Here is a 19,676-nt window from a genome sequence, read left to right on the forward strand (position 1 = left end):
GGCCTGGCCGACCAGTTCGCGGCCGACTCCGCCGGTGGCCCCGAAAACGGTGAGCTTCATGGCTGCTCCGGTCTTCCTGTGGTCGGTGCTGCGCCGGGTGAGTGTTTGCTCACCCCTGTCGCCCCCTAGAGTGGGTAAGTATTCACTCACCCGTCAAGCCCGATTGGACGATCCATGGAGACGAGGCCGGCACGCGTGCGTATCCTCGACGCCGCTCACGAGCTGATGCGCACCGTCGGACTCGCCCGCGCCACCACCAAGGAGATCGCCCGCGCGGCCGGCTGCTCCGAGGCGGCCCTCTACAAGTACTTCGACAGCAAGGAAGACCTGTTCGTCCGCGTCCTCTCCGAGCGCCTGCCCCGGCTGACCCCCCTGCTCGGCAGCCTCGCGGCCGAGCCGGGACAGGGCACCCTGGAGGCGAACCTCACCGAGATCGCCCGCCAGGCCGCCCTCTTCTACGAGCAGAGCTTCCCGATCGCCGCCTCCTTGTACGCCGAGACCCAGCTGAAGCGGCGTCACGACGAGGTCCTGCGCACGCTCGGCTCCGGCCCGCACAAACCCATCGAGGACCTGGACGGCTACCTCCGGGCCGAACAGGCCGCCGGCCGGGTCCGTGCCGACGCCGACACGCTCGCGGCCGCCTCGCTGCTGCTGGGTGCCTGCGCGCAGCGCGCCTTCGCCTACGACGCGACCGACACCGGCGAGCGCCCGCCCGTGGACGCCTTCGCCGCCCGGCTCGCCCGGACGCTGCTGGGCGGAATCTCCGTTGCCGGGGAACCCGCGAACGCGCGACCCTGATGCCATGAGGCGGCGCACATGCGGCTGAGGCTGCGCGAGTTCCGGCCCCGGACCGGGCCGTACGCACACCGGATCGTCCAGCCCGGGCACCCCCTGCGGCACACCTCGCTGCGCGCCCCCGACCCCATCGGCCTGCTGCTAGGCGATCACGAGGGGCTGAAGCGGCTCGCCGGCCTGTTCTCCTTCGCCGCCTACTCCCGGCACACCATCGTCCACGTGCCGCTGCGCGACGGGGTCCCGCCCGACGAGGGCGTCGGCGAGCGCGTCGACCTGGTTCTCGCCCACCACACCCTCGGCCTGCGCCCCAGCCAGTGGCCCGAGCTGCGCCGCGGACTGCGCGGAGGCGCCCCGCTGACCGTCCGCACCGACGAGGCGCGCACCGCGCGGGACGCCGCCGTCTGGCGCGCGCGCCGCGAGCGGGCCGACTTCCGGGACGAGCTACGGCACGCCACGCACGCGCGTACGTTCTTCCTCTTCGGTACCCGGGAGGTGTTCGCCGAGACCGCCACCGACTTCGCCCGCGCGGCCGGCTGGGGGCCGTACGAGAAGAACGCAGGCAAAGGCTACTCGGCGCTGATGGCGGGGCTCGCGCTCACCCAGCCACCCGGCGGCGGTCACCCGGTCGAGGTGCTCATCTGCTTCAAGGCCTATCCGCCCTACGCCCACTTCAGACGCCCGGGCGAGCCGCTCAGACGCCCGGGCGAGCCGCTCAGACGCCCGGGCGAGCCGCTCAGACGCCCGGGCGAGCCGCTCAGACGCCCGGGCGAGCCGCCCAGGCGGCCGGACGGGTCAGCCACGCGTCGACGCCGGCCAGCAGCCGCGCCTTGACGTCCTCCGGGGCCGCCGAGCCCCGCACCGACTGACGGGCGAGCTCCGCCAGCTCGGCGTCCGAGAAGCCGTGGGCGTGCCGGGCGATCTCGTACTGCGCGGCCAGCCGCGAGCCGAACAGCAGCGGGTCGTCGGCGCCGAGTGCCATCGGAACGCCGGACTCGAACAACGTGCGCAGCGGCACGTCCTCCGGCTTCTCGTAGACGCCGAGCGCCACGTTCGAGGCCGGACACACCTCGCAGGTCACGCCCCGGTCGGCCAGCCGCTTCAGCAGGCGCGGGTCCTCCGCCGCGCGCACCCCGTGCCCGATCCGCGAGGCGTGCAGGTCGTCCAGACAGTCCCGGACCGAGGCCGGCCCGGTCAGCTCGCCGCCGTGCGGGGCCGACAGCAGACCGCCCTCGCGCGCGATGTGGAAGGCCCGGTCGAAGTCCCGCGCCATGCCCCGCCGCTCGTCGTTGGAGAGACCGAAACCGACCACGCCCCGGTCCGCGAACCGCACCGCGAGGCGGGCCAGCGTGCGCGCGTCCAGGGGGTGCTTCATGCGGTTGGCGGCGACCAGGACGCGCATGCCGAGACCGGTCTCGCGGGAGGTGGTGTCGACCGCGTCCAGGATGATCTCCAGCGCCGGGATCAGGCCGCCCAGGCGGGGCGCGTACGACGTCGGGTCCACCTGGATCTCCAGCCAGCCCGAGCCGTCCTTGAGATCCTCCTCTGCGGCCTCGCGCACCAGGCGCCGGATGTCCTCCGGTTCGCGCAGACAGGAGCGTGCCGCGTCGTAGAGGCGCTGGAAACGGAACCAGCCCCGCTCGTCCGTGGCCCGCAGTTTCGGTGGCTCACCGCTGGTCAGCGCTTCCGTGAGGGACTCGGGCAGTCGTACGCCGTACTTGTCGGCCAGTTCCAGGACGGTGCCCGGCCGCATCGAACCGGTGAAGTGCAGGTGCAGATGGGCTTTCGGCAGCTCAGAGAGGTCACGTACACGCTCCATCCCCAGATCCTGCCGTACGCCACCGGCGTCCCGGTAGCCGTTTCCCCTTACGTGGTCTTGCTCGCACACAGAAGCGGGCCGCCTCCCCGGAGGGAAACGGCCCGCACACGCGCGTGGAGCGCGCAGAACACAGAGAAGAGGGGACTCTAGTCCCGCGCCTCCGCCAGCAGCTTCTGCATGCGGCTCACGCCCTCGACGAGGTCCTCGTCACCGAGCGCGTACGACAGCCGCAGGTACCCGGGCGTGCCGAAGGCCTCGCCCGGGACGACCGCGACCTCGGCCTCCTCCAGGATCAGCGCGGCCAGCTCGACCGTGTCCTGCGGGCGCTTGCCGCGGATCTCCTTGCCGAGCAGGGCCTTCACCGACGGGTAGGCGTAGAAGGCGCCCTCGGGCTCCGGGCAGAGCACCCCGTCGATCTCGTTGAGCATCCGCACGATGGTCTTGCGGCGCCGGTCGAAGGCCTCGCGCATCTTCGCCACGGCCTCCAGGTCGCCCGAGACGGCGGCCAGAGCGGCCACCTGGGCCACGTTGGAGACGTTCGAGGTGGCGTGCGACTGCAGGTTGGTCGCGGCCTTGATCACGTCCTTCGGGCCGATGACCCAGCCCACGCGCCAGCCGGTCATGGCGTACGTCTTCGCCACACCGTTGACCACGATGCACTTGTCGCGCAGCTCGGGCAGCAGCGCCGGCAGGGACACGGACACCGCGTCGCCGTACACCAGGTGCTCGTAGATCTCGTCGGTCAGCACCCACAGGCCGTGCTCGACGGCCCAGCGGCCGATCGCCTCGGTCTCGGCCTCGGAGTACACCGCGCCGGTCGGGTTGGACGGGGAGACGAACAGGACGACCTTCGTCTTCTCCGTGCGCGCAGCCTCCAGCTGCTCCACGGTGACGCGGTAGCCGGTGGTCTCGTCGGCGACGACCTCCACCGGGACACCGCCGGCCAGGCGGATGGACTCCGGGTACGTCGTCCAGTACGGCGCCGGGACGATGACCTCGTCGCCCGGGTCGAGGATCGCGGCGAACGCCTCGTAGATGGCCTGCTTGCCGCCGTTGGTGACCAGCACCTGGGACGCGTCGACCTCGTAGCCGGAGTCGCGCAGCGTCTTCGCGGCGATCGCGCTCTTCAGCTCGGGCAGGCCGCCGGCCGGGGTGTAGCGGTGGTACTTGGGGTTCTTGCAGGCCTCGACGGCCGCCTCGACGATGTAGTCCGGCGTCGGGAAGTCGGGCTCACCGGCGCCGAAGCCGATCACCGGACGCCCGGCGGCCTTCAGGGCCTTGGCCTTGGCGTCCACGGCGAGGGTGGCGGACTCGGAGATCGCGCCGACTCGGGCGGAGACCCGGCGCTCGGTGGGAGGGGTTGCAGCGCTCATGGGCCCATCGTTCCAGACCGGAAATCCCCCGGGCACGTGGGTTTCACAGACTGAACAGCCACGGGTCGAGACGTGAACACGGGTCCGAATCCGCGGCCCGGCCAGGACGATCTTCGGCCAAGAGCCTCTGGGCGGGCCCTTTCTGTTCGACGCCGGGCCGTGGACCACGTACACTCTCACCTCGTTGGCCTTCAGCAGCCGCTGCCGAAACCGGTGCACACCGCGCACCCGGTTGGATGCGGTACGTTGGGGGACACACAAAGGGTCGTAGCTCAATTGGTAGAGCACCGGTCTCCAAAACCGGCGGTTGGGGGTTCAAGTCCCTCCGGCCCTGCTACACACACCGCCAGGATGTGTGCGCAGGTACGTACAGCAATGCACCGCCGTGCGGCTCAAGAAACCGGGCGCGGCACGGCCACGACCCGGGATCAGGTGAGGACTATGACGGACGCCGTGGGCTCCATCGATACGCCTGACGCTCAGGACGAGGTGCAGGAGTCCAAGAAGAAGGCCCGTAAGGGCGGCAAGCGCGCCAAGAAGGGCCCGCTGAAGCGCCTGGCCACCTTCTACCGCCAGATCGTCGCGGAGCTCCGCAAGGTCGTCTGGCCGACGCGCAATCAGCTGACCTCGTACACCACTGTGGTGATCTTCTTCGTCGCCATCATGATCGCCCTGGTGACCGTGATTGACTATGGGCTCAACCACGCGGCCAAGTACGTCTTCGGCTGAGCCAAGAGCGAAGGGCGCCGTGGTACCGGCGCCCGTTTTCGCATGTTCCACCCCTATGTATCCAGGAAGAAGCAGCCATCGTGTCTGACCCGAACCTGAACGACGACGCCACCGAGCCTCGCGGGAACGCCGCCGAGATGGTGGACGACGAGCTCGACATCGTCGAGGGCGCGGACGAGCAGGACGAGTTCGAGGCTGCCGAGGCCGAGGCGGGGGAGCCGGCCGAGGAGGCCGCCCTGCACGTCGAGGACGAGAGCGAAGAAGCTGCCGAGGAGGCCGCCGAGGAAGAGCCGGCGGAGCCCGTCGACCCCATCCAGGCCCTGCGCGAGGAACTGCGCACCCTTCCCGGCGAGTGGTACGTCATCCACACCTACGCCGGTTACGAGAACCGCGTGAAGACCAACCTGGAGCAGCGCGCCGTCTCGCTGAACGTCGAGGACTACATCTTCCAGGCCGAGGTGCCGCAGGAAGAGGTCGTCCAGATCAAGAACGGCGACCGCAAGACGATCAAGCAGAACAAGCTGCCGGGTTACGTCCTGGTCCGCATGGACCTGACCAACGAGTCGTGGGGCGTCGTCCGCAACACCCCGGGCGTCACCGGCTTCGTCGGCAACGCCTACGACCCGTACCCGCTGACCCTCGACGAGATCGTCAAGATGCTCGCCCCGGAGGCCGAGGAGAAGGCCGCCCGCGAGGCCGCAGAGGCCGAGGGCAAGCCCGCTCCGCAGCGCAAGGTCGAGGTCCAGGTGCTGGACTTCGAGGTCGGCGACTCGGTCACCGTCACCGACGGCCCGTTCGCCACGCTGCAGGCGACCATCAACGAGATCAACCCCGACTCGAAGAAGGTCAAGGGCCTGGTGGAGATCTTCGGCCGCGAGACGCCGGTCGAGCTCTCCTTCGACCAGATCCAGAAGAACTAGTCCCTCCCGGACGTCGCTCTTCCGTGCAGGTCAGACGGGCTGCTTCAGCCCGTCTGACCTGCTCGGTTTTTAGCCGCGCATCTATACCCGTTATCGTTGTGCGGTATGCCTGCGTCAGGGTCGCGATCCTCGCGCGGGCATGGACCCGAATGAAAGGACCCGGAGAGCTATGCCTCCCAAGAAGAAGAAGGTCACGGGGCTCATCAAGCTCCAGATCAACGCCGGTGCGGCGAACCCGGCTCCGCCGGTCGGCCCCGCGCTGGGTCAGCACGGCGTCAACATCATGGAGTTCTGCAAGGCCTACAACGCCGCGACCGAGTCGCAGCGTGGCTGGGTCATCCCGGTGGAGATCACGGTCTACGAGGACCGCTCCTTCACCTTCGTGACCAAGACGCCGCCGGCCGCGAAGATGATCCTCAAGGCCGCGGGTGTCGAGAAGGGCTCCGGCGAGCCGCACAAGACCAAGGTCGCCAAGATCACCGAGGCGCAGGTCCGCGAGATCGCCCAGACCAAGATGCCCGACCTCAACGCCAACGACCTGGACGCCGCGTCGAAGATCATCGCCGGCACCGCCCGTTCCATGGGCATCACGGTCGAGGGCTGAGCCCCACCCCAGCAGTCCATGCGGCCGTGACCGGTCGCACGTGGCAGGGCCTGCTCGGCCCGGAGACCACGACTCCTTTCAGAACACACAGGAGCAAGTTGTGAGCAAGCGCAGCAAGGCTCTCCGCGCTGCGGACGCCAAGATCGACCGGGAGAAGCTGTACGCCCCGCTCGAGGCCGTCCGTCTCGCCAAGGAGACCTCCACGACCAAGTTCGACGGCACCGTCGAGGTCGCCTTCCGCCTGGGTGTCGACCCGCGCAAGGCCGACCAGATGGTCCGTGGCACCGTGAACCTGCCGCACGGCACCGGCAAGACTGCCCGGGTCCTGGTCTTCGCGACCGGTGACCGTGCTGCGGCCGCGGAGGCCGCGGGCGCCGACATCGTCGGCTCCGACGAACTCATCGACGAGGTGGCGAAGGGCCGTCTGGACTTCGACGCCGTCGTCGCCACCCCGGACCTCATGGGCAAGGTCGGCCGCCTCGGCCGCGTCCTCGGCCCGCGTGGTCTGATGCCGAACCCGAAGACCGGCACCGTCACCCCCGACGTGGCCAAGGCCGTCACCGACATCAAGGGCGGCAAGATCGAGTTCCGCGTCGACAAGCACTCGAACCTGCACTTCATCATCGGCAAGGCGTCCTTCGACGACGACAAGCTGGTGGAGAACTACGGCGCCGCGCTGGAGGAGATCCTCCGTCTGAAGCCGTCCGCCGCCAAGGGTCGCTACATCAAGAAGGCCGCCATCACCACCACGATGGGCCCCGGCATCCCGGTCGACCCGAACCGCACCCGCAACCTCCTCGTCGAGGAGGACCCGGCCGCCGTCTGAGCCTCCGCTCAGCCCGGTAGCCGCGTCAGGTACGCGTAAGTAGAGGGCGGGCCCTGCAACCTTCCAGGTGCGGGGCCCGTCCTTTCTTTGTGCGACCTTTCGCACGACTGTCAGTCGCCTGGGTTACGGTGCAGGCACTCGACTTGCTATGGGGGTAGGACTAGATGAAGAGCATGACGGCGCGCCGGGTGACCCTCTGCGTCGCGGTGGTCGCCGCGCTGACCGGAGTGGCCGCCTGCGGCTCCTCGGACTCCGGCAAGGGCGACAAGGCGAGCGGCGGCGGCGCGATCCACGTCAGCCCCATCGCGGCCCTGCGCAGCGCCGAGCAGTCCACCGACAAGGCCGACTCGGCCAAGGTGCGCTCCACGACGTCCATCGGCACTCTGATGTCGATGACGGCGAACGGCGCCCTCACCTGGGGCGACGGCCTCAAGGGCAACCTCACCATCACGTACACCGGCGGCCAGATGGCCGAGCTGATGAAGAAGGCCGGCACCGCGTCGATGGAGGCCCGGTACCTGCCGGACGCCTACTACGCGCACATGAGCGACGCCTACGCCCAGCAGACGGGCGGCAAGCACTGGCTCAAGTATTCGTACGACGACCTGGCCAAGCTCGGCGGCGCCTCCGGCACGTACATGAAGGACCAGCTGCAGAACTCCACGCCGAACCAGTCCGTGAAGCTTCTGCTGGCCTCCAAGCAGGTGAAGAAGGTGGGCGAGGAGACGGTCGACGGCGCCCACACCACGCACTACTCGGGCACGGTGCAGGTCGCCGACCTCGCGGGCAGGAGCAGCAACCTCAGCGCCGACCAGCTGGCGGCCCTGAAGCAGCAGCTCACCCAGGCCGGCATCACCACCGACACCATCGACATCTGGATCAACGACCAGAACCTGCTGGTGAAGAAGACCGAGAAGGCCGACACGGCCAAGGGCGCCATGAACAGCACCGCCTACTACAGCGACTACGGCGTGAAGGTCTCCGCCGTGGCGCCCCCGGCGAGCGACACCAAGGACTTCAAGGACCTGATGAAGTCCCTCGGCACCCCGGGCTCGTCGAACACGGCGAACGGCTCCGGCATCAGCTCCTGATCCCGGCACCGGCCGGGCCGGGGCGGCGTGGAGCCCGATTTGCTCGATGCCGCCCCGGTCCCGTACTCTCCTACCGAAGCCAAAGACCGCTGGTCGTTGCCGTGCGCTCGAGTGAGGGTGCGGTGGCCGAAGGATCCGCTGAAAAGTGGGCGACCCGCGCAGGTGTCAGTGGAAGAACTCCCGGAGTGCGCGCCCCGCGCGTGTGCGTTCGGTCGAGTCCGCCCCGTGCGCCTGCGCCGGGGCGTTTCGTTTTGCCCAGTCCTCCTTCGGGTCCGCGCGGTCCGAATCACCCGGAAGGAGGCCGAGGCTCTATGGCGAGGCCCGACAAGGCTGCCGCGGTTGCGGAGCTGACGGACAAGTTCCGCAGCTCCAACGCCGCCGTGCTGACCGAGTACCGCGGTCTCACCGTGGCGCAGCTCAAGACGCTGCGCCGGTCGCTCGGTGAGAACGCCCAGTACGCCGTGGTGAAGAACACGCTGACCAAGATTGCGGCCAACGAGGCCGGGATCACGCTGGACGACCAGCTCTTCGCTGGTCCGACGGCCGTCGCCTTCGTCACCGGTGACCCGGTGGAGTCGGCGAAGGGTCTCCGTGACTTCGCCAAGGACAACCCGAATCTCGTCATCAAGGGCGGTGTCCTTGACGGCAAGGCGATGACCGCCGACGAGATCAAGAAGCTTGCGGACCTCGAGTCCCGCGAGGTTCTGCTCAGCAAGCTGGCCGGTGCCTTCAAGGGCAAGCAGTCCCAGACTGCTCAGCTCTTCCAGGCGCTGCCGTCGAAGCTCGTCCGCACCGTGGACGCGCTCCGTGCCAAGCAGGCCGAGCAGGGCGGTGCCGAGTAATTCGGCTCGCTTTCTGACCCACGCCGCATGACGCGGCAGGGTCGCAGCGGGCCCGACGTACGCCCGCCTCTCATGTACATCCGGCACCTGCCGAATTAGTGGAAGGATCGCCCACCATGGCGAAGCTCAGCCAGGAAGACCTGCTCGCGCAGTTCGAGGAGATGACCCTCATCGAGCTCTCCGAGTTCGTGAAGGCGTTCGAGGAGAAGTTCGACGTCACCGCCGCCGCCGCGGTCGCCGTCGCGGGCCCGGCCGGTCCGGCCGCCGCCGCCCCGGCCGAGGAGGAGAAGGACGAGTTCGACGTCATCCTCACCGGCGCCGGCGAGAAGAAGATCCAGGTCATCAAGGTCGTGCGTGAGCTGACCTCCCTGGGCCTGAAGGAGGCCAAGGACCTCGTCGACGGCACCCCGAAGCCGGTCCTCGAGAAGGTCAACAAGGAGGCCGCGGACAAGGCTGCCGAGGCCCTCAAGGGCGCCGGCGCCTCCGTCGAGGTCAAGTAAGACCTCACGGGTCCGCAGGACTCGAACGCGCGCCGACCACAGCCTCGTCGCACCGTGAAAAGTGCCCCGTAGGGCTGTAACGCGAACGCACCGAAGAGCGATCATCCATCCGGGTGGTCGCTCTTCGGCGTATCCGGAGGGCCCGGCCACGGTTGCCTTGCACTCGCGACGGTGAGGGGTAAGGTGATCTTCGTTCTGTCTCCGGTCGGCTCCGTTCGGGCTGGGGGGCCTTGACGAACCGCACGCAGCGCGCAATTCTCAGGACGCGTCGTCACAAGGATCCGAATCCGAGGCATGGATCGACGACGAAGAGGGCAGTATCAACGTGCGTTGAGGGCAGCATGCCGAGGGCGTTGACAAGAGCGGTGAGCACAGCGAGGGTCTCGAAAAACCCGCACTGGACATCAGTGTGCCAAGTGGCTACACTGACCCTTTGCGCTGCCTGTTAGCTGTCCCCTGCCCGTCACCAGGGGTCTGCCCTCACTCGAGCACAGTCGACCGAAGCTACCCTGACCTGGGGTTTCCGTCTCTGTGTACGGGAGAGGGACCGGTACGCGCGTAGTGAGTCCGAGCCCTCGGAAGGACCCCCTCTTGGCCGCCTCGCGCACTGCCTCGACCGCGAATACGAACAACGGCGCCAGCACCGCCCCGCTGCGCATCTCCTTTGCAAAGATCAAGGAGCCTCTCGAGGTTCCGAACCTGCTCGCGCTGCAGACCGAGAGCTTTGACTGGCTGCTCGGCAACACCGCTTGGCAGAGTCGGGTCGAGGAGGCTCTGGAGAACGGTCAGGACGTCCCCACCAAGTCCGGTCTGGAGGAGATCTTCGAGGAGATCTCCCCGATCGAGGACTTCTCCGGGTCGATGTCCCTGACGTTCCGGGACCACCGCTTCGAGCCGCCGAAGAACTCCATCGACGAGTGCAAGGAGCGCGACTTCACGTACGCCGCCCCGCTCTTCGTCACCGCCGAGTTCACCAACAACGAGACCGGTGAGATCAAGTCCCAGACGGTCTTCATGGGCGACTTCCCGCTCATGACGAACAAGGGCACTTTCGTCATCAACGGCACCGAGCGTGTCGTGGTGTCCCAGCTGGTCCGTTCCCCCGGTGTCTACTTCGACTCCAGCATCGACAAGACGTCCGACAAGGACATCTTCTCGGCCAAGATCATCCCGTCCCGGGGTGCCTGGCTGGAGATGGAGATCGACAAGCGCGACATGGTCGGTGTCCGCATCGACCGCAAGCGCAAGCAGTCGGTGACCGTCCTCCTGAAGGCGCTCGGCTGGACCACCGAGCAGATCCTCGAGGAGTTCGGCGAGTACGAGTCCATGCGCGCCACCCTGGAGAAGGACCACACCCAGGGCCAGGACGACGCGCTGCTCGACATCTACCGCAAGCTGCGTCCGGGCGAGCCCCCCACGCGTGAGGCCGCGCAGACGCTGCTGGAGAACCTGTACTTCAACCCCAAGCGCTACGACCTCGCCAAGGTCGGCCGCTACAAGGTCAACAAGAAGCTCGGTGCGGACGAGCCGCTGGACGCCGGCGTGCTCACCACCGAGGACGTCCTCGCCACCATCAAGTACCTGGTGAAGCTGCACGCCGGCGAGACCGAGACGGTGACCGAGTCCGGTCGCACCATCATGGTCGAGACCGACGACATCGACCACTTCGGCAACCGCCGTATCCGCAGCGTCGGTGAGCTGATCCAGAACCAGGTCCGTACGGGTCTCGCCCGTATGGAGCGTGTCGTGCGCGAGCGCATGACCACCCAGGACGTCGAGGCGATCACGCCGCAGACCCTGATCAACATCCGGCCGGTCGTCGCCTCCATCAAGGAGTTCTTCGGCACCAGCCAGCTGTCCCAGTTCATGGACCAGAACAACCCGCTGTCGGGGCTGACGCACAAGCGTCGTCTGAACGCCCTCGGCCCGGGTGGTCTCTCCCGTGAGCGGGCCGGCTTCGAGGTCCGTGACGTTCACCCGTCGCACTACGGCCGCATGTGCCCGATCGAGACGCCGGAAGGCCCGAACATCGGTCTGATCGGCTCGCTCGCCTCCTACGGCCGGGTCAACGCGTTCGGTTTCATCGAGACGCCGTACCGCAAGGTCGTCGACGGCCAGGTCAGCGACGAGGTCGACTACCTGACCGCCGACGAGGAGGACCGCTTCGTCATCGCGCAGGCCAACGCGCCGCTGAACGACGAGATGCGGTTCGCCGAGGCCCGCGTGCTGGTCCGCCGCCGTGGCGGCGAGGTCGACTACGTCGGCCCCGAGGACGTGGACTACATGGACGTCTCGCCGCGCCAGATGGTGTCGGTCGCGACCGCCATGATCCCCTTCCTGGAGCACGACGACGCCAACCGTGCCCTCATGGGCGCGAACATGATGCGTCAGGCCGTGCCGCTGATTAAGTCCGAGGCGCCGCTCGTCGGCACCGGCATGGAGTACCGCTCCGCGGTCGACGCCGGCGACGTGGTCAAGGCCGAGAAGGCCGGTGTGGTCCAGGAGGTCTCCGCGGACTACATCACCACCGCCAACGACGACGGCACGTACATCACGTACCGCCTGCACAAGTTCGCCCGGTCCAACCAGGGCACCTCGGTCAACCAGAAGGTCGTCGTCGACGAGGGCGACCGGATCATCGAGGGCCAGGTCCTCGCCGACGGTCCGGCCACCGAGAACGGTGAGATGGCCCTCGGCAAGAACCTGCTCGTGGCGTTCATGCCGTGGGAGGGTCACAACTACGAGGACGCGATCATCCTGTCGCAGCGCCTCGTGCAGGACGACGTCCTCTCCTCGATCCACATCGAGGAGCACGAGGTCGACGCCCGTGACACCAAGCTCGGCCCGGAGGAGATCACCCGGGACATCCCGAACGTCTCCGAGGAGGTCCTCGCCGACCTCGACGAGCGCGGCATCATCCGCATCGGTGCCGAGGTCGTCGCCGGTGACATCCTCGTCGGCAAGGTCACGCCCAAGGGTGAGACCGAGCTGACCCCGGAGGAGCGTCTGCTGCGCGCGATCTTCGGTGAGAAGGCCCGTGAGGTCCGTGACACCTCGCTGAAGGTGCCGCACGGCGAGATCGGCAAGATCATCGGCGTGCGCGTCTTCGACCGCGAGGAGGGCGACGAGCTGCCGCCGGGCGTGAACCAGCTGGTCCGCGTCTACGTCGCGCAGAAGCGCAAGATCACCGACGGTGACAAGCTCGCCGGCCGTCACGGCAACAAGGGTGTCATCTCCAAGATCCTGCCGATCGAGGACATGCCGTTCCTGGAGGACGGCACCCCGGTCGACATCATCCTGAACCCGCTGGGTGTGCCGTCCCGAATGAACCCGGGACAGGTCCTGGAGATCCACCTCGGCTGGCTCGCCAGCCGCGGCTGGGACGTCTCCGGTCTCGCGGACGAGTGGGCCCAGCGCCTGCAGGCCATCGGCGCCGACCAGGTCGCCCCGCGCACCAACGTCGCGACCCCGGTCTTCGACGGTGCCCGCGAGGACGAGCTGGCGGGTCTGCTGCAGCACACCATCCCGAACCGCGACGGCGAGCGCATGGTGCTCCCGTCCGGCAAGGCGCGGCTGTTCGACGGCCGTAGCGGTGAGCCGTTCCCGGACCCGATCTCGGTCGGCTACATGTACATCCTGAAGCTGCACCACCTGGTCGACGACAAGCTGCACGCCCGCTCGACCGGTCCGTACTCGATGATCACCCAGCAGCCGCTGGGTGGTAAGGCCCAGTTCGGTGGCCAGCGGTTCGGTGAGATGGAGGTGTGGGCCCTCGAGGCCTACGGCGCCGCGTACGCCCTCCAGGAGCTGCTGACCATCAAGTCCGACGACGTCACCGGCCGCGTGAAGGTCTACGAGGCCATCGTCAAGGGCGAGAACATCCCTGAGCCCGGCATTCCCGAGTCCTTCAAGGTGCTCATCAAGGAAATGCAGTCCCTGTGCCTCAACGTGGAGGTGCTGTCCTCGGACGGCATGTCCATCGAGATGCGCGACACCGATGAGGACGTCTTCCGCGCTGCGGAGGAGCTCGGTATCGACCTGTCCCGGCGCGAGCCGAGCAGCGTCGAAGAGGTCTGACGGGAGTCCGGCGGGGCCCCTGACCGACCAGGGGCCCCGCCGACCCCCAGGCCCCCGTACAGACCACAGACTTACGACCCTGAGAGGGATTGACGCATAGTGCTCGACGTCAACTTCTTCGACGAGCTCCGGATCGGCCTGGCCACCGCTGACGACATCCGTCAGTGGAGCCACGGCGAGGTCAAGAAGCCCGAGACCATCAACTACCGCACCCTCAAGCCCGAAAAGGACGGACTCTTCTGCGAGAAGATCTTCGGTCCGACCCGGGACTGGGAGTGCTACTGCGGCAAGTACAAGCGCGTCCGCTTCAAGGGCATCATCTGTGAGCGCTGTGGCGTCGAGGTCACGCGCGCCAAGGTGCGCCGTGAGCGGATGGGCCACATCGAGCTGGCCGCGCCCGTCACGCACATCTGGTACTTCAAGGGTGTCCCGTCGCGCCTCGGCTACCTGCTGGACCTGGCGCCGAAGGACCTCGAGAAGGTCATCTACTTCGCGGCGTACATGATCACGTACGTCGACGAGGAGCGCCGTACCCGCGACCTGCCCTCCCTGGAGGCGCACGTCTCGGTCGAGCGCCAGCAGATCGAGAACCGCCGGGACGCCGACCTGGAGGCCCGCGCCAAGAAGCTCGAGACCGACCTGGCCGAGCTGGAGGCCGAGGGCGCCAAGGCCGACGTGCGCCGCAAGGTGCGCGAGGGCGCCGAGCGCGAGATGAAGCAGCTGCGCGACCGTGCGCAGCGCGAGATCGACCGTCTCGACGAGGTGTGGAACCGGTTCAAGAACCTCAAGGTCCAGGACCTCGAGGGCGACGAGCTGCTCTACCGCGAGCTGCGTGACCGCTTCGGCACGTACTTCGACGGCTCGATGGGTGCCGCGGCGCTGCAGAAGCGCCTGGAGTCCTTCGACCTCGACGAGGAGGCCGAGCGCCTCCGCGAGATCATCCGCACCGGCAAGGGCCAGAAGAAGACCCGCGCCCTCAAGCGCCTGAAGGTCGTCTCCGCGTTCCTGCAGACGTCCAACAGCCCCAAGGGCATGGTCCTGGACTGCGTCCCGGTCATCCCGCCGGACCTGCGTCCGATGGTGCAGCTGGACGGTGGCCGCTTCGCGACCTCCGACCTGAACGACCTGTACCGCCGTGTGATCAACCGCAACAACCGTCTGAAGCGGCTCCTGGACCTCGGTGCCCCGGAGATCATCGTCAACAACGAGAAGCGCATGCTTCAGGAGGCTGTTGACGCCCTCTTCGACAACGGTCGTCGCGGCCGGCCGGTGACCGGTCCCGGTAACCGCCCGCTGAAGTCCCTCAGCGACATGCTGAAGGGCAAGCAGGGTCGCTTCCGTCAGAACCTGCTCGGTAAGCGAGTCGACTACTCGGCGCGTTCCGTGATCGTCGTCGGCCCGCAGCTGAAGCTGCACCAGTGCGGTCTGCCGAAGGCGATGGCGCTGGAGCTGTTCAAGCCGTTCGTGATGAAGCGCCTGGTCGACCTGAACCACGCGCAGAACATCAAGAGCGCCAAGCGCATGGTGGAGCGCGGCCGCACGGTCGTGTACGACGTCCTCGAAGAGGTCATCGCCGAGCACCCGGTTCTGCTGAACCGTGCTCCCACCCTGCACCGCCTCGGCATCCAGGCCTTCGAGCCGCAGCTGGTCGAGGGCAAGGCCATCCAGATCCACCCGCTCGTCTGCACCGCGTTCAACGCGGACTTCGACGGTGACCAGATGGCCGTGCACCTGCCGCTGTCCGCGGAGGCGCAGGCCGAGGCCCGCATCCTGATGCTGTCATCGAACAACATCCTCAAGCCGGCCGACGGCCGCCCGGTGACGATGCCGACCCAGGACATGGTCCTCGGTCTGTTCTTCCTCACCACCGACGGCGAGCTGCGTGACACCAAGGGCGAGGGCCGCGCGTTCGGCTCCACGGCCGAGGCGATCATGGCGTTCGACGCCGGCGAGCTCGCGCTGCAGTCGCAGATCGACATCCGCTTCCCGGTGGGCACCATCCCGCCGCGCGGCTGGATGCCGCCGGCGCGCGAGGAGGGTGAGCCCGAGTGGCAGCAGGGTGACTCGTTCCGCCTGCGCACCACCCTGGGCCGCGCGCTCTTCAACGAGCTGCTGCCCGAGGACTACCCGTTCGTCGACTACTCGGTGGGCAAGAAGCAGCTCTCCGAGATCGTCAACGACCTGGCCGAGCGCTACCCCAAGGTCATCGTGGCGGCGACGCTCGACAACCTGAAGGCGGCGGGCTTCTACTGGGCGACCCGTTCCGGTGTCACCGTGGCCATCTCCGACGTCGTCGTTCCCGAGGCGAAGAAGGAGATCGTCCGCGGCTACGAGGCGCAGGACGAGAAGGTCCAGAAGCAGTACGAGCGCGGTCTGATCACCAAGGAAGAGCGCACGCAGGAGCTCATCGCGATCTGGACCAAGGCGACCAACGAGGTCGCCGAGGCGATGAACGAGAACTTCCCCAAGACCAACCCCATCTTCATGATGGTTGACTCGGGTGCCCGAGGAAACATGATGCAGATGCGGCAGATCGCCGGTATGCGTGGTCTGGTGTCGAACGCGAAGAACGAGACCATCCCGCGTCCGATCAAGGCGTCCTTCCGTGAGGGCCTGTCCGTGCTGGAGTACTTCATCTCCACGCACGGTGCCCGTAAGGGTCTGGCGGACACCGCCCTGCGTACCGCCGACTCGGGTTACCTCACCCGTCGTCTGGTCGACGTCTCCCAGGACGTCATCATCCGCGAGGAGGACTGCGGCACCGAGCGCGGCCTCAAGCTCAAGATCGCGGAGCGGGGCGCGGACGGCGTGCTGCGCAAGACGGACGACGTCGAGACGTCCGTGTACGCGCGCTGCCTCGCCGAGGACATCGTGGTCGACGGCCAGGTCCTGGCCCCGGCCGGCACCGACCTGGGTGACGTCCTCATCGAGGAGCTCGTCGCCCGTGGCGTCGAGGAGGTCAAGACCCGCTCGGTCCTGACCTGCGAGTCCGCCGTCGGTACCTGCGCGATGTGCTACGGCCGTTCGCTCGCCACCGGCAAGCTGGTCGACATCGGTGAGGCGGTCGGCATCATCGCCGCCCAGTCCATCGGTGAGCCCGGTACCCAGCTGACGATGCGTACCTTCCACACCGGTGGTGTGGCCGGTGACGACATCACCCAGGGTCTGCCGCGTGTCGTCGAGCTCTTCGAGGCCCGTACCCCGAAGGGTGTCGCCCCGATCTCCGAGGCCAACGGCCGCGTGCGGATCGAGGAGACCGAGAAGACCAAGAAGATCGTCGTCACCCCGGACGACGGCAGCGACGAGACGGCGTTCCCGATCTCCAAGCGTGCCAAGGTCCTGGTCCGCGAGGGCGACCACGTCGAGGTGGGCCAGCAGCTCACCGTGGGTGCCACGAACCCGCACGACGTGCTGCGCATCCTGGGTCAGCGTGCCGTCCAGGTCCACCTGGTCGGCGAGGTCCAGAAGGTCTACAACTCGCAGGGTGTGTCGATCCACGACAAGCACATCGAGATCATCATCCGGCAGATGCTCCGCCGCGTGACGATCATCGAGTCCGGCGACGCCGAGCTGCTGCCCGGCGAGCTGGTCGAGCGCTCGAAGTTCGAGACCGAGAACCGTCGTGTGGTCCAGGAGGGCGGTCACCCGGCCTCCGGTCGTCCGCAGCTGATGGGTATCACCAAGGCCTCGCTGGCGACGGAGTCCTGGCTGTCGGCCGCCTCCTTCCAGGAGACGACCCGAGTCCTGACGGATGCGGCGATCAACGCCAAGTCCGACAGCCTCATCGGCCTCAAGGAGAACGTCATCATCGGTAAGCTCATCCCGGCCGGTACGGGTCTGTCCCGCTACCGCAACATCCGGGTCGAGCCGACCGAGGAGGCCAAGGCCGCGATGTACTCGGCCGTCGGCTACGACGACATCGACTACTCGCCGTTCGGCACGGGCTCCGGCCAGGCCGTTCCGCTGGAGGACTACGACTACGGTCCGTACAACCAGTAAGCGGGCATGAGTCGAAGGGCGGTCACCCCGAGCGCGGGGTGACCGCCCTTCGGCGTGTCAGCGGGCCGTCAGCTCCCAGGCGGTGACGACCACCGCCGCCACCGCGGCCAGCGCGCCGATGCTGGCCAGCGGCCACCGGGCGCGCTCCAGGGCGTCCAGCCGCTGCTCGTGGTCGGCGAGCTGCCTGTCGGTCTGGTCGCTGCGCTGGACCAGCAGCGCGAGCGAGCCGTCGACCCGGGCGAAGCCGGCCTCCACGGTCCCGCGCAGTCGTTCCAGTTCCACGGCGACGGCGATGGGGTCGGAGAAGGAGGAGGGGCGGGAGCCGGATTCGTTCACGCGTCCCTCCGCTCCGGGCCGGCTTCCGTGCGTGCTCCGGGCAGGGACAGCAGGTCGGCGTCCGAGTTCGGCCGGGCGTCCGTCCGCAGCCAGGCGGGGAGCAGGGCCTGGACGCCGGGGGCGGCCATCAGCCGGGTCACGGCCGCGGCGACGGCCAGGGCACCGGCGGCCCAGGGGAGCGTGCGGGGGATGCCGGCGGTGTCGACGACCGTCGGCAGCAGCACGCACAGGCCGACAGCGGTCTGCAGGACGGTACGGAGGGTGCGCTTGGCGGCCTCTGACATGGGGGGACCTCGCTTTTCGGGATGTGCTCAGGGGGTGCTCAGCGGGGGTTCAGGAGCTGTGCGGGACCTTCAGCGCGGCCCAGGACGTCGGGCCCGGCCAGCCGTCGGCGGCGCTGCCGCTGTAGCCGAGCTTGCGCTGCCAGGCGGCGTACGACTCCCGGTCGGCCTCGGACCAGTGCGAGGACGGGCCCACGCGGTAGCGGCCGCAGCCCTCGGCCACCAGGCGGCGGCCCATCGCCGTGACGACCGGCGAGTCCGGGGCGCCCTTGAAGAAGGAGACGCCGGGGAACGGCTGGTACGTCGGCGGCTGCGGGGGCCGCGGGGGCTGCGGGTTCTGTCCGCCGTGCGAGGAGGAGAGCCGGGTCTGGACCCGGCGGCGCATGCCGGTCATGGAGAAGCCGCGCGGGTCGCTCTTCCAGTCCGACCACTCCAGGTGTCCGATGACGGACTTGGCGCCCCAGCCGTGGGCCCGGCACAGCGCTGCCGCGACCCGTTCGATGGCGTCGAGCTGGGCAGCCGGCCACGGGTCGTGGCCGTCGCCGAGGTTGACGCACTCGAAGCCGTAGAAGCGGGAGTTGCCGTCGACGGCGCCCGCGCTGCCCTCGTGCTCGTGCGGGGCCGGGGGCCGGTCCCCGTACGTCTCGGTGATCACGGCCTGCAGGACCGACGGATCGCCGCCGCCGGCGTGGTTGGCGCGGCCGTTGCCGACGAGGTGGACGCTGCCGTCCTTGGCGATGACGCCGTGGCAGAGCGGGCCGGGCAGGGCGGAGTCGCCGTTGAAGCACATGCTGACGCTGTTGCCGGTGCCGGAGGAGACGGTGTGGTGGACGATGACGCCGTTGACCGGTCCCCAGGCTCCCTTCTGGTTGCGGTTGTGGGTGCGCCAGCCGGGGTGTTCGACGACGTCGACGCCCTCGGCCCGCAGGGCGGAGACGAGGGCGTCGGCGGACAGGGGTGTGGCCATGTGAACTCCAGACATGAAGAAGCCCCGGGCCGAAGGGCGCGGGGCGGGGTGTGGGGCGGGGTGCGGCGGGGTGCGGCAGGGGGTCAGGTGGCGGTGTCCGTGCCACCGACCGTCCCACCGCCCGTCCCCGTGCCGCCGCCGGAACTTCCGCCACCGGCCGTCCACTTGGTGCACAGGTCGGTGTAAGCCGCCGTGTTCGCCTGGAAGTCGGCCAGGGCGTCCGCGACCGCGTGCTGTACGGCCGTCTGATCCGGTACGACCGGATCCGCGCCGATCGGCATCACCGTCACGCGGCCGTAGCCGCGCAGGATGGCACCGTTCGCGCCGGTCTCGCTGAACTGGGCGGTGACGGTCACGGGTGAGTAGGTGCCGGTGATCGAGTCCGGCCCGATGATGCTGCTCAGGCTGGTGTCGGAGACGTTGACGTAGAGTGTGTGACCGGCCTCGGTGATGGTGGCGCGGCCGGCGTAGTCGATCGCGAGTCCCCAGGGCTGGCTGGTGTCGATGTCCATGGGTGGGC

At 68.4% G+C, this 19,676-nt stretch carries 16 protein-coding genes, 1 tRNA gene and 1 pseudogene; 12 read left to right on the forward strand and 6 right to left on the reverse strand.

From position 1 onward, the window contains the following. Positions 1-174 precede the first annotated feature (174 nt). Together AB0N17_RS35580 and AB0N17_RS35585 are read left to right on the forward strand one after the other, a co-directional pair. A complete protein-coding gene (locus AB0N17_RS35580) occupies positions 175-798 on the forward strand; it encodes a helix-turn-helix domain-containing protein (RefSeq protein ID WP_366015782.1) in 624 nt (207 codons plus the stop codon). 18 nt (positions 799-816) lie between these two features. Next, a pseudogene (locus AB0N17_RS35585) lies at positions 817-1,479 on the forward strand (hypothetical protein); the annotation flags it as partial. Positions 1,480-1,549: 70 nt separating this feature from the next. Here AB0N17_RS35585 and AB0N17_RS35590 read toward each other — a convergent pair. After that, positions 1,550-2,611, reverse strand: coding sequence for an adenosine deaminase (locus tag AB0N17_RS35590; RefSeq protein WP_366015783.1), 1,062 nt, complete (start codon positions 2,609-2,611; stop codon positions 1,550-1,552). Positions 2,612-2,757: 146 nt separating this feature from the next. Further along, positions 2,758-3,984 (reverse strand): pyridoxal phosphate-dependent aminotransferase, encoded by a 1,227-nt coding sequence (locus tag AB0N17_RS35595; RefSeq protein ID WP_366015784.1) that lies wholly within the window; start codon positions 3,982-3,984, stop codon positions 2,758-2,760. Positions 3,985-4,245: 261 nt separating this feature from the next. Here AB0N17_RS35595 and AB0N17_RS35600 point away from each other — a divergent pair. From AB0N17_RS35600 to AB0N17_RS35645, 10 genes are all read left to right on the forward strand, one after another. Further along, positions 4,246-4,318 (forward strand) — tRNA-Trp (locus tag AB0N17_RS35600). 107 nt (positions 4,319-4,425) lie between these two features. After that, positions 4,426-4,713 carry a preprotein translocase subunit SecE gene (gene secE / locus AB0N17_RS35605; RefSeq protein ID WP_366015785.1) on the forward strand — a complete coding sequence of 96 codons (288 nt, stop codon included), beginning with the start codon at positions 4,426-4,428 and terminating at the stop codon, positions 4,711-4,713. Positions 4,714-4,793: 80 nt separating this feature from the next. Then, a complete protein-coding gene (gene nusG / locus AB0N17_RS35610; RefSeq protein WP_366015786.1) occupies positions 4,794-5,633 on the forward strand; it encodes a transcription termination/antitermination protein NusG in 840 nt (279 codons plus the stop codon). A 169-nt stretch (positions 5,634-5,802) separates the two neighbouring features. Further along, positions 5,803-6,237 (forward strand): 50S ribosomal protein L11, encoded by a 435-nt coding sequence (rplK, locus tag AB0N17_RS35615; protein ID WP_031167035.1) that lies wholly within the window; start codon positions 5,803-5,805, stop codon positions 6,235-6,237. Positions 6,238-6,337: 100 nt separating this feature from the next. After that, positions 6,338-7,063, forward strand: coding sequence for a 50S ribosomal protein L1 (gene rplA, locus AB0N17_RS35620; protein WP_020941657.1), 726 nt, complete (start codon positions 6,338-6,340; stop codon positions 7,061-7,063). A 164-nt stretch (positions 7,064-7,227) separates the two neighbouring features. Beyond that, entirely contained in the window at positions 7,228-8,154 is a 927-nt protein-coding gene (locus AB0N17_RS35625) for a hypothetical protein (RefSeq protein WP_366015787.1), read from the forward strand. A gap of 311 nt (positions 8,155-8,465) precedes the next feature. Then, complete coding sequence (gene rplJ / locus AB0N17_RS35630) at positions 8,466-8,996, forward strand: 50S ribosomal protein L10 (RefSeq protein WP_366015788.1); 531 nt, start codon at positions 8,466-8,468, stop codon at positions 8,994-8,996. Positions 8,997-9,112: 116 nt separating this feature from the next. After that, positions 9,113-9,496, forward strand: a complete 384-nt coding sequence (gene rplL / locus AB0N17_RS35635) for a 50S ribosomal protein L7/L12 (RefSeq protein ID WP_366015789.1) — start codon at positions 9,113-9,115, stop codon at positions 9,494-9,496. Between the two features lie 591 nt (positions 9,497-10,087). Then, a complete protein-coding gene (rpoB, locus tag AB0N17_RS35640) occupies positions 10,088-13,573 on the forward strand; it encodes a DNA-directed RNA polymerase subunit beta (RefSeq protein ID WP_366015791.1) in 3,486 nt (1,161 codons plus the stop codon). A gap of 99 nt (positions 13,574-13,672) precedes the next feature. After that, the gene (locus AB0N17_RS35645) at positions 13,673-17,572 is read left to right on the forward strand and encodes a DNA-directed RNA polymerase subunit beta' (RefSeq protein ID WP_366015792.1); all 3,900 of its coding nucleotides are present in this window, start codon (positions 13,673-13,675) and stop codon (positions 17,570-17,572) included. A 57-nt stretch (positions 17,573-17,629) separates the two neighbouring features. Here AB0N17_RS35645 and AB0N17_RS35650 read toward each other — a convergent pair whose 3' ends face one another. The 4 genes from AB0N17_RS35650 to AB0N17_RS35665 form a co-directional block, all read right to left on the reverse strand. Next, positions 17,630-17,908, reverse strand: a complete 279-nt coding sequence (locus AB0N17_RS35650) for a hypothetical protein (protein WP_366015793.1) — start codon at positions 17,906-17,908, stop codon at positions 17,630-17,632. Continuing rightward, positions 17,905-18,192: a hypothetical protein gene (locus AB0N17_RS35655; protein ID WP_366015794.1), complete on the reverse strand. Its 288-nt coding sequence runs from the start codon at positions 18,190-18,192 to the stop codon at positions 17,905-17,907. The genes AB0N17_RS35650 and AB0N17_RS35655 overlap by 4 nt, the downstream gene beginning before the upstream one ends. 49 nt (positions 18,193-18,241) lie before the next feature. Then, positions 18,242-19,156 carry a peptidoglycan-binding protein gene (locus AB0N17_RS35660; protein ID WP_366015795.1) on the reverse strand — a complete coding sequence of 305 codons (915 nt, stop codon included), beginning with the start codon at positions 19,154-19,156 and terminating at the stop codon, positions 18,242-18,244. 83 nt (positions 19,157-19,239) lie between these two features. Continuing rightward, the gene (locus tag AB0N17_RS35665; RefSeq protein ID WP_366015796.1) at positions 19,240-19,668 is read right to left on the reverse strand and encodes an ATP-binding protein; all 429 of its coding nucleotides are present in this window, start codon (positions 19,666-19,668) and stop codon (positions 19,240-19,242) included. Positions 19,669-19,676 lie beyond the last annotated feature (8 nt).

This window comes from Streptomyces sp. NPDC051133, from assembly GCF_040682635.1.
Lineage (GTDB): Bacteria > Actinomycetota > Actinomycetes > Streptomycetales > Streptomycetaceae > Streptomyces.

What these genes read in the sequence shown, in the direction of transcription:
- AB0N17_RS35665 (WP_366015796.1), bottom strand. Translation starts at nt 19,668, where the DNA reads ATGGACATCGACACCAGCCAGCCCTGGGGACTCGCGATCGACTACGCC.
- rplL (WP_366015789.1), top strand. Translation starts at nt 9,113, where the DNA reads ATGGCGAAGCTCAGCCAGGAAGACCTGCTCGCGCAGTTCGAGGAGATG.
- AB0N17_RS35625 (WP_366015787.1), top strand. Translation starts at nt 7,228, where the DNA reads ATGAAGAGCATGACGGCGCGCCGGGTGACCCTCTGCGTCGCGGTGGTC.
- secE (WP_366015785.1), top strand. Translation starts at nt 4,426, where the DNA reads ATGACGGACGCCGTGGGCTCCATCGATACGCCTGACGCTCAGGACGAG.
- rplK (WP_031167035.1), top strand. Translation starts at nt 5,803, where the DNA reads ATGCCTCCCAAGAAGAAGAAGGTCACGGGGCTCATCAAGCTCCAGATC.
- AB0N17_RS35660 (WP_366015795.1), bottom strand. Translation starts at nt 19,156, where the DNA reads ATGGCCACACCCCTGTCCGCCGACGCCCTCGTCTCCGCCCTGCGGGCC.
- AB0N17_RS35580 (WP_366015782.1), top strand. Translation starts at nt 175, where the DNA reads ATGGAGACGAGGCCGGCACGCGTGCGTATCCTCGACGCCGCTCACGAG.
- rplJ (WP_366015788.1), top strand. Translation starts at nt 8,466, where the DNA reads ATGGCGAGGCCCGACAAGGCTGCCGCGGTTGCGGAGCTGACGGACAAG.
- AB0N17_RS35590 (WP_366015783.1), bottom strand. Translation starts at nt 2,611, where the DNA reads ATGGAGCGTGTACGTGACCTCTCTGAGCTGCCGAAAGCCCATCTGCAC.
- AB0N17_RS35595 (WP_366015784.1), bottom strand. Translation starts at nt 3,984, where the DNA reads ATGAGCGCTGCAACCCCTCCCACCGAGCGCCGGGTCTCCGCCCGAGTC.
- AB0N17_RS35655 (WP_366015794.1), bottom strand. Translation starts at nt 18,192, where the DNA reads ATGTCAGAGGCCGCCAAGCGCACCCTCCGTACCGTCCTGCAGACCGCT.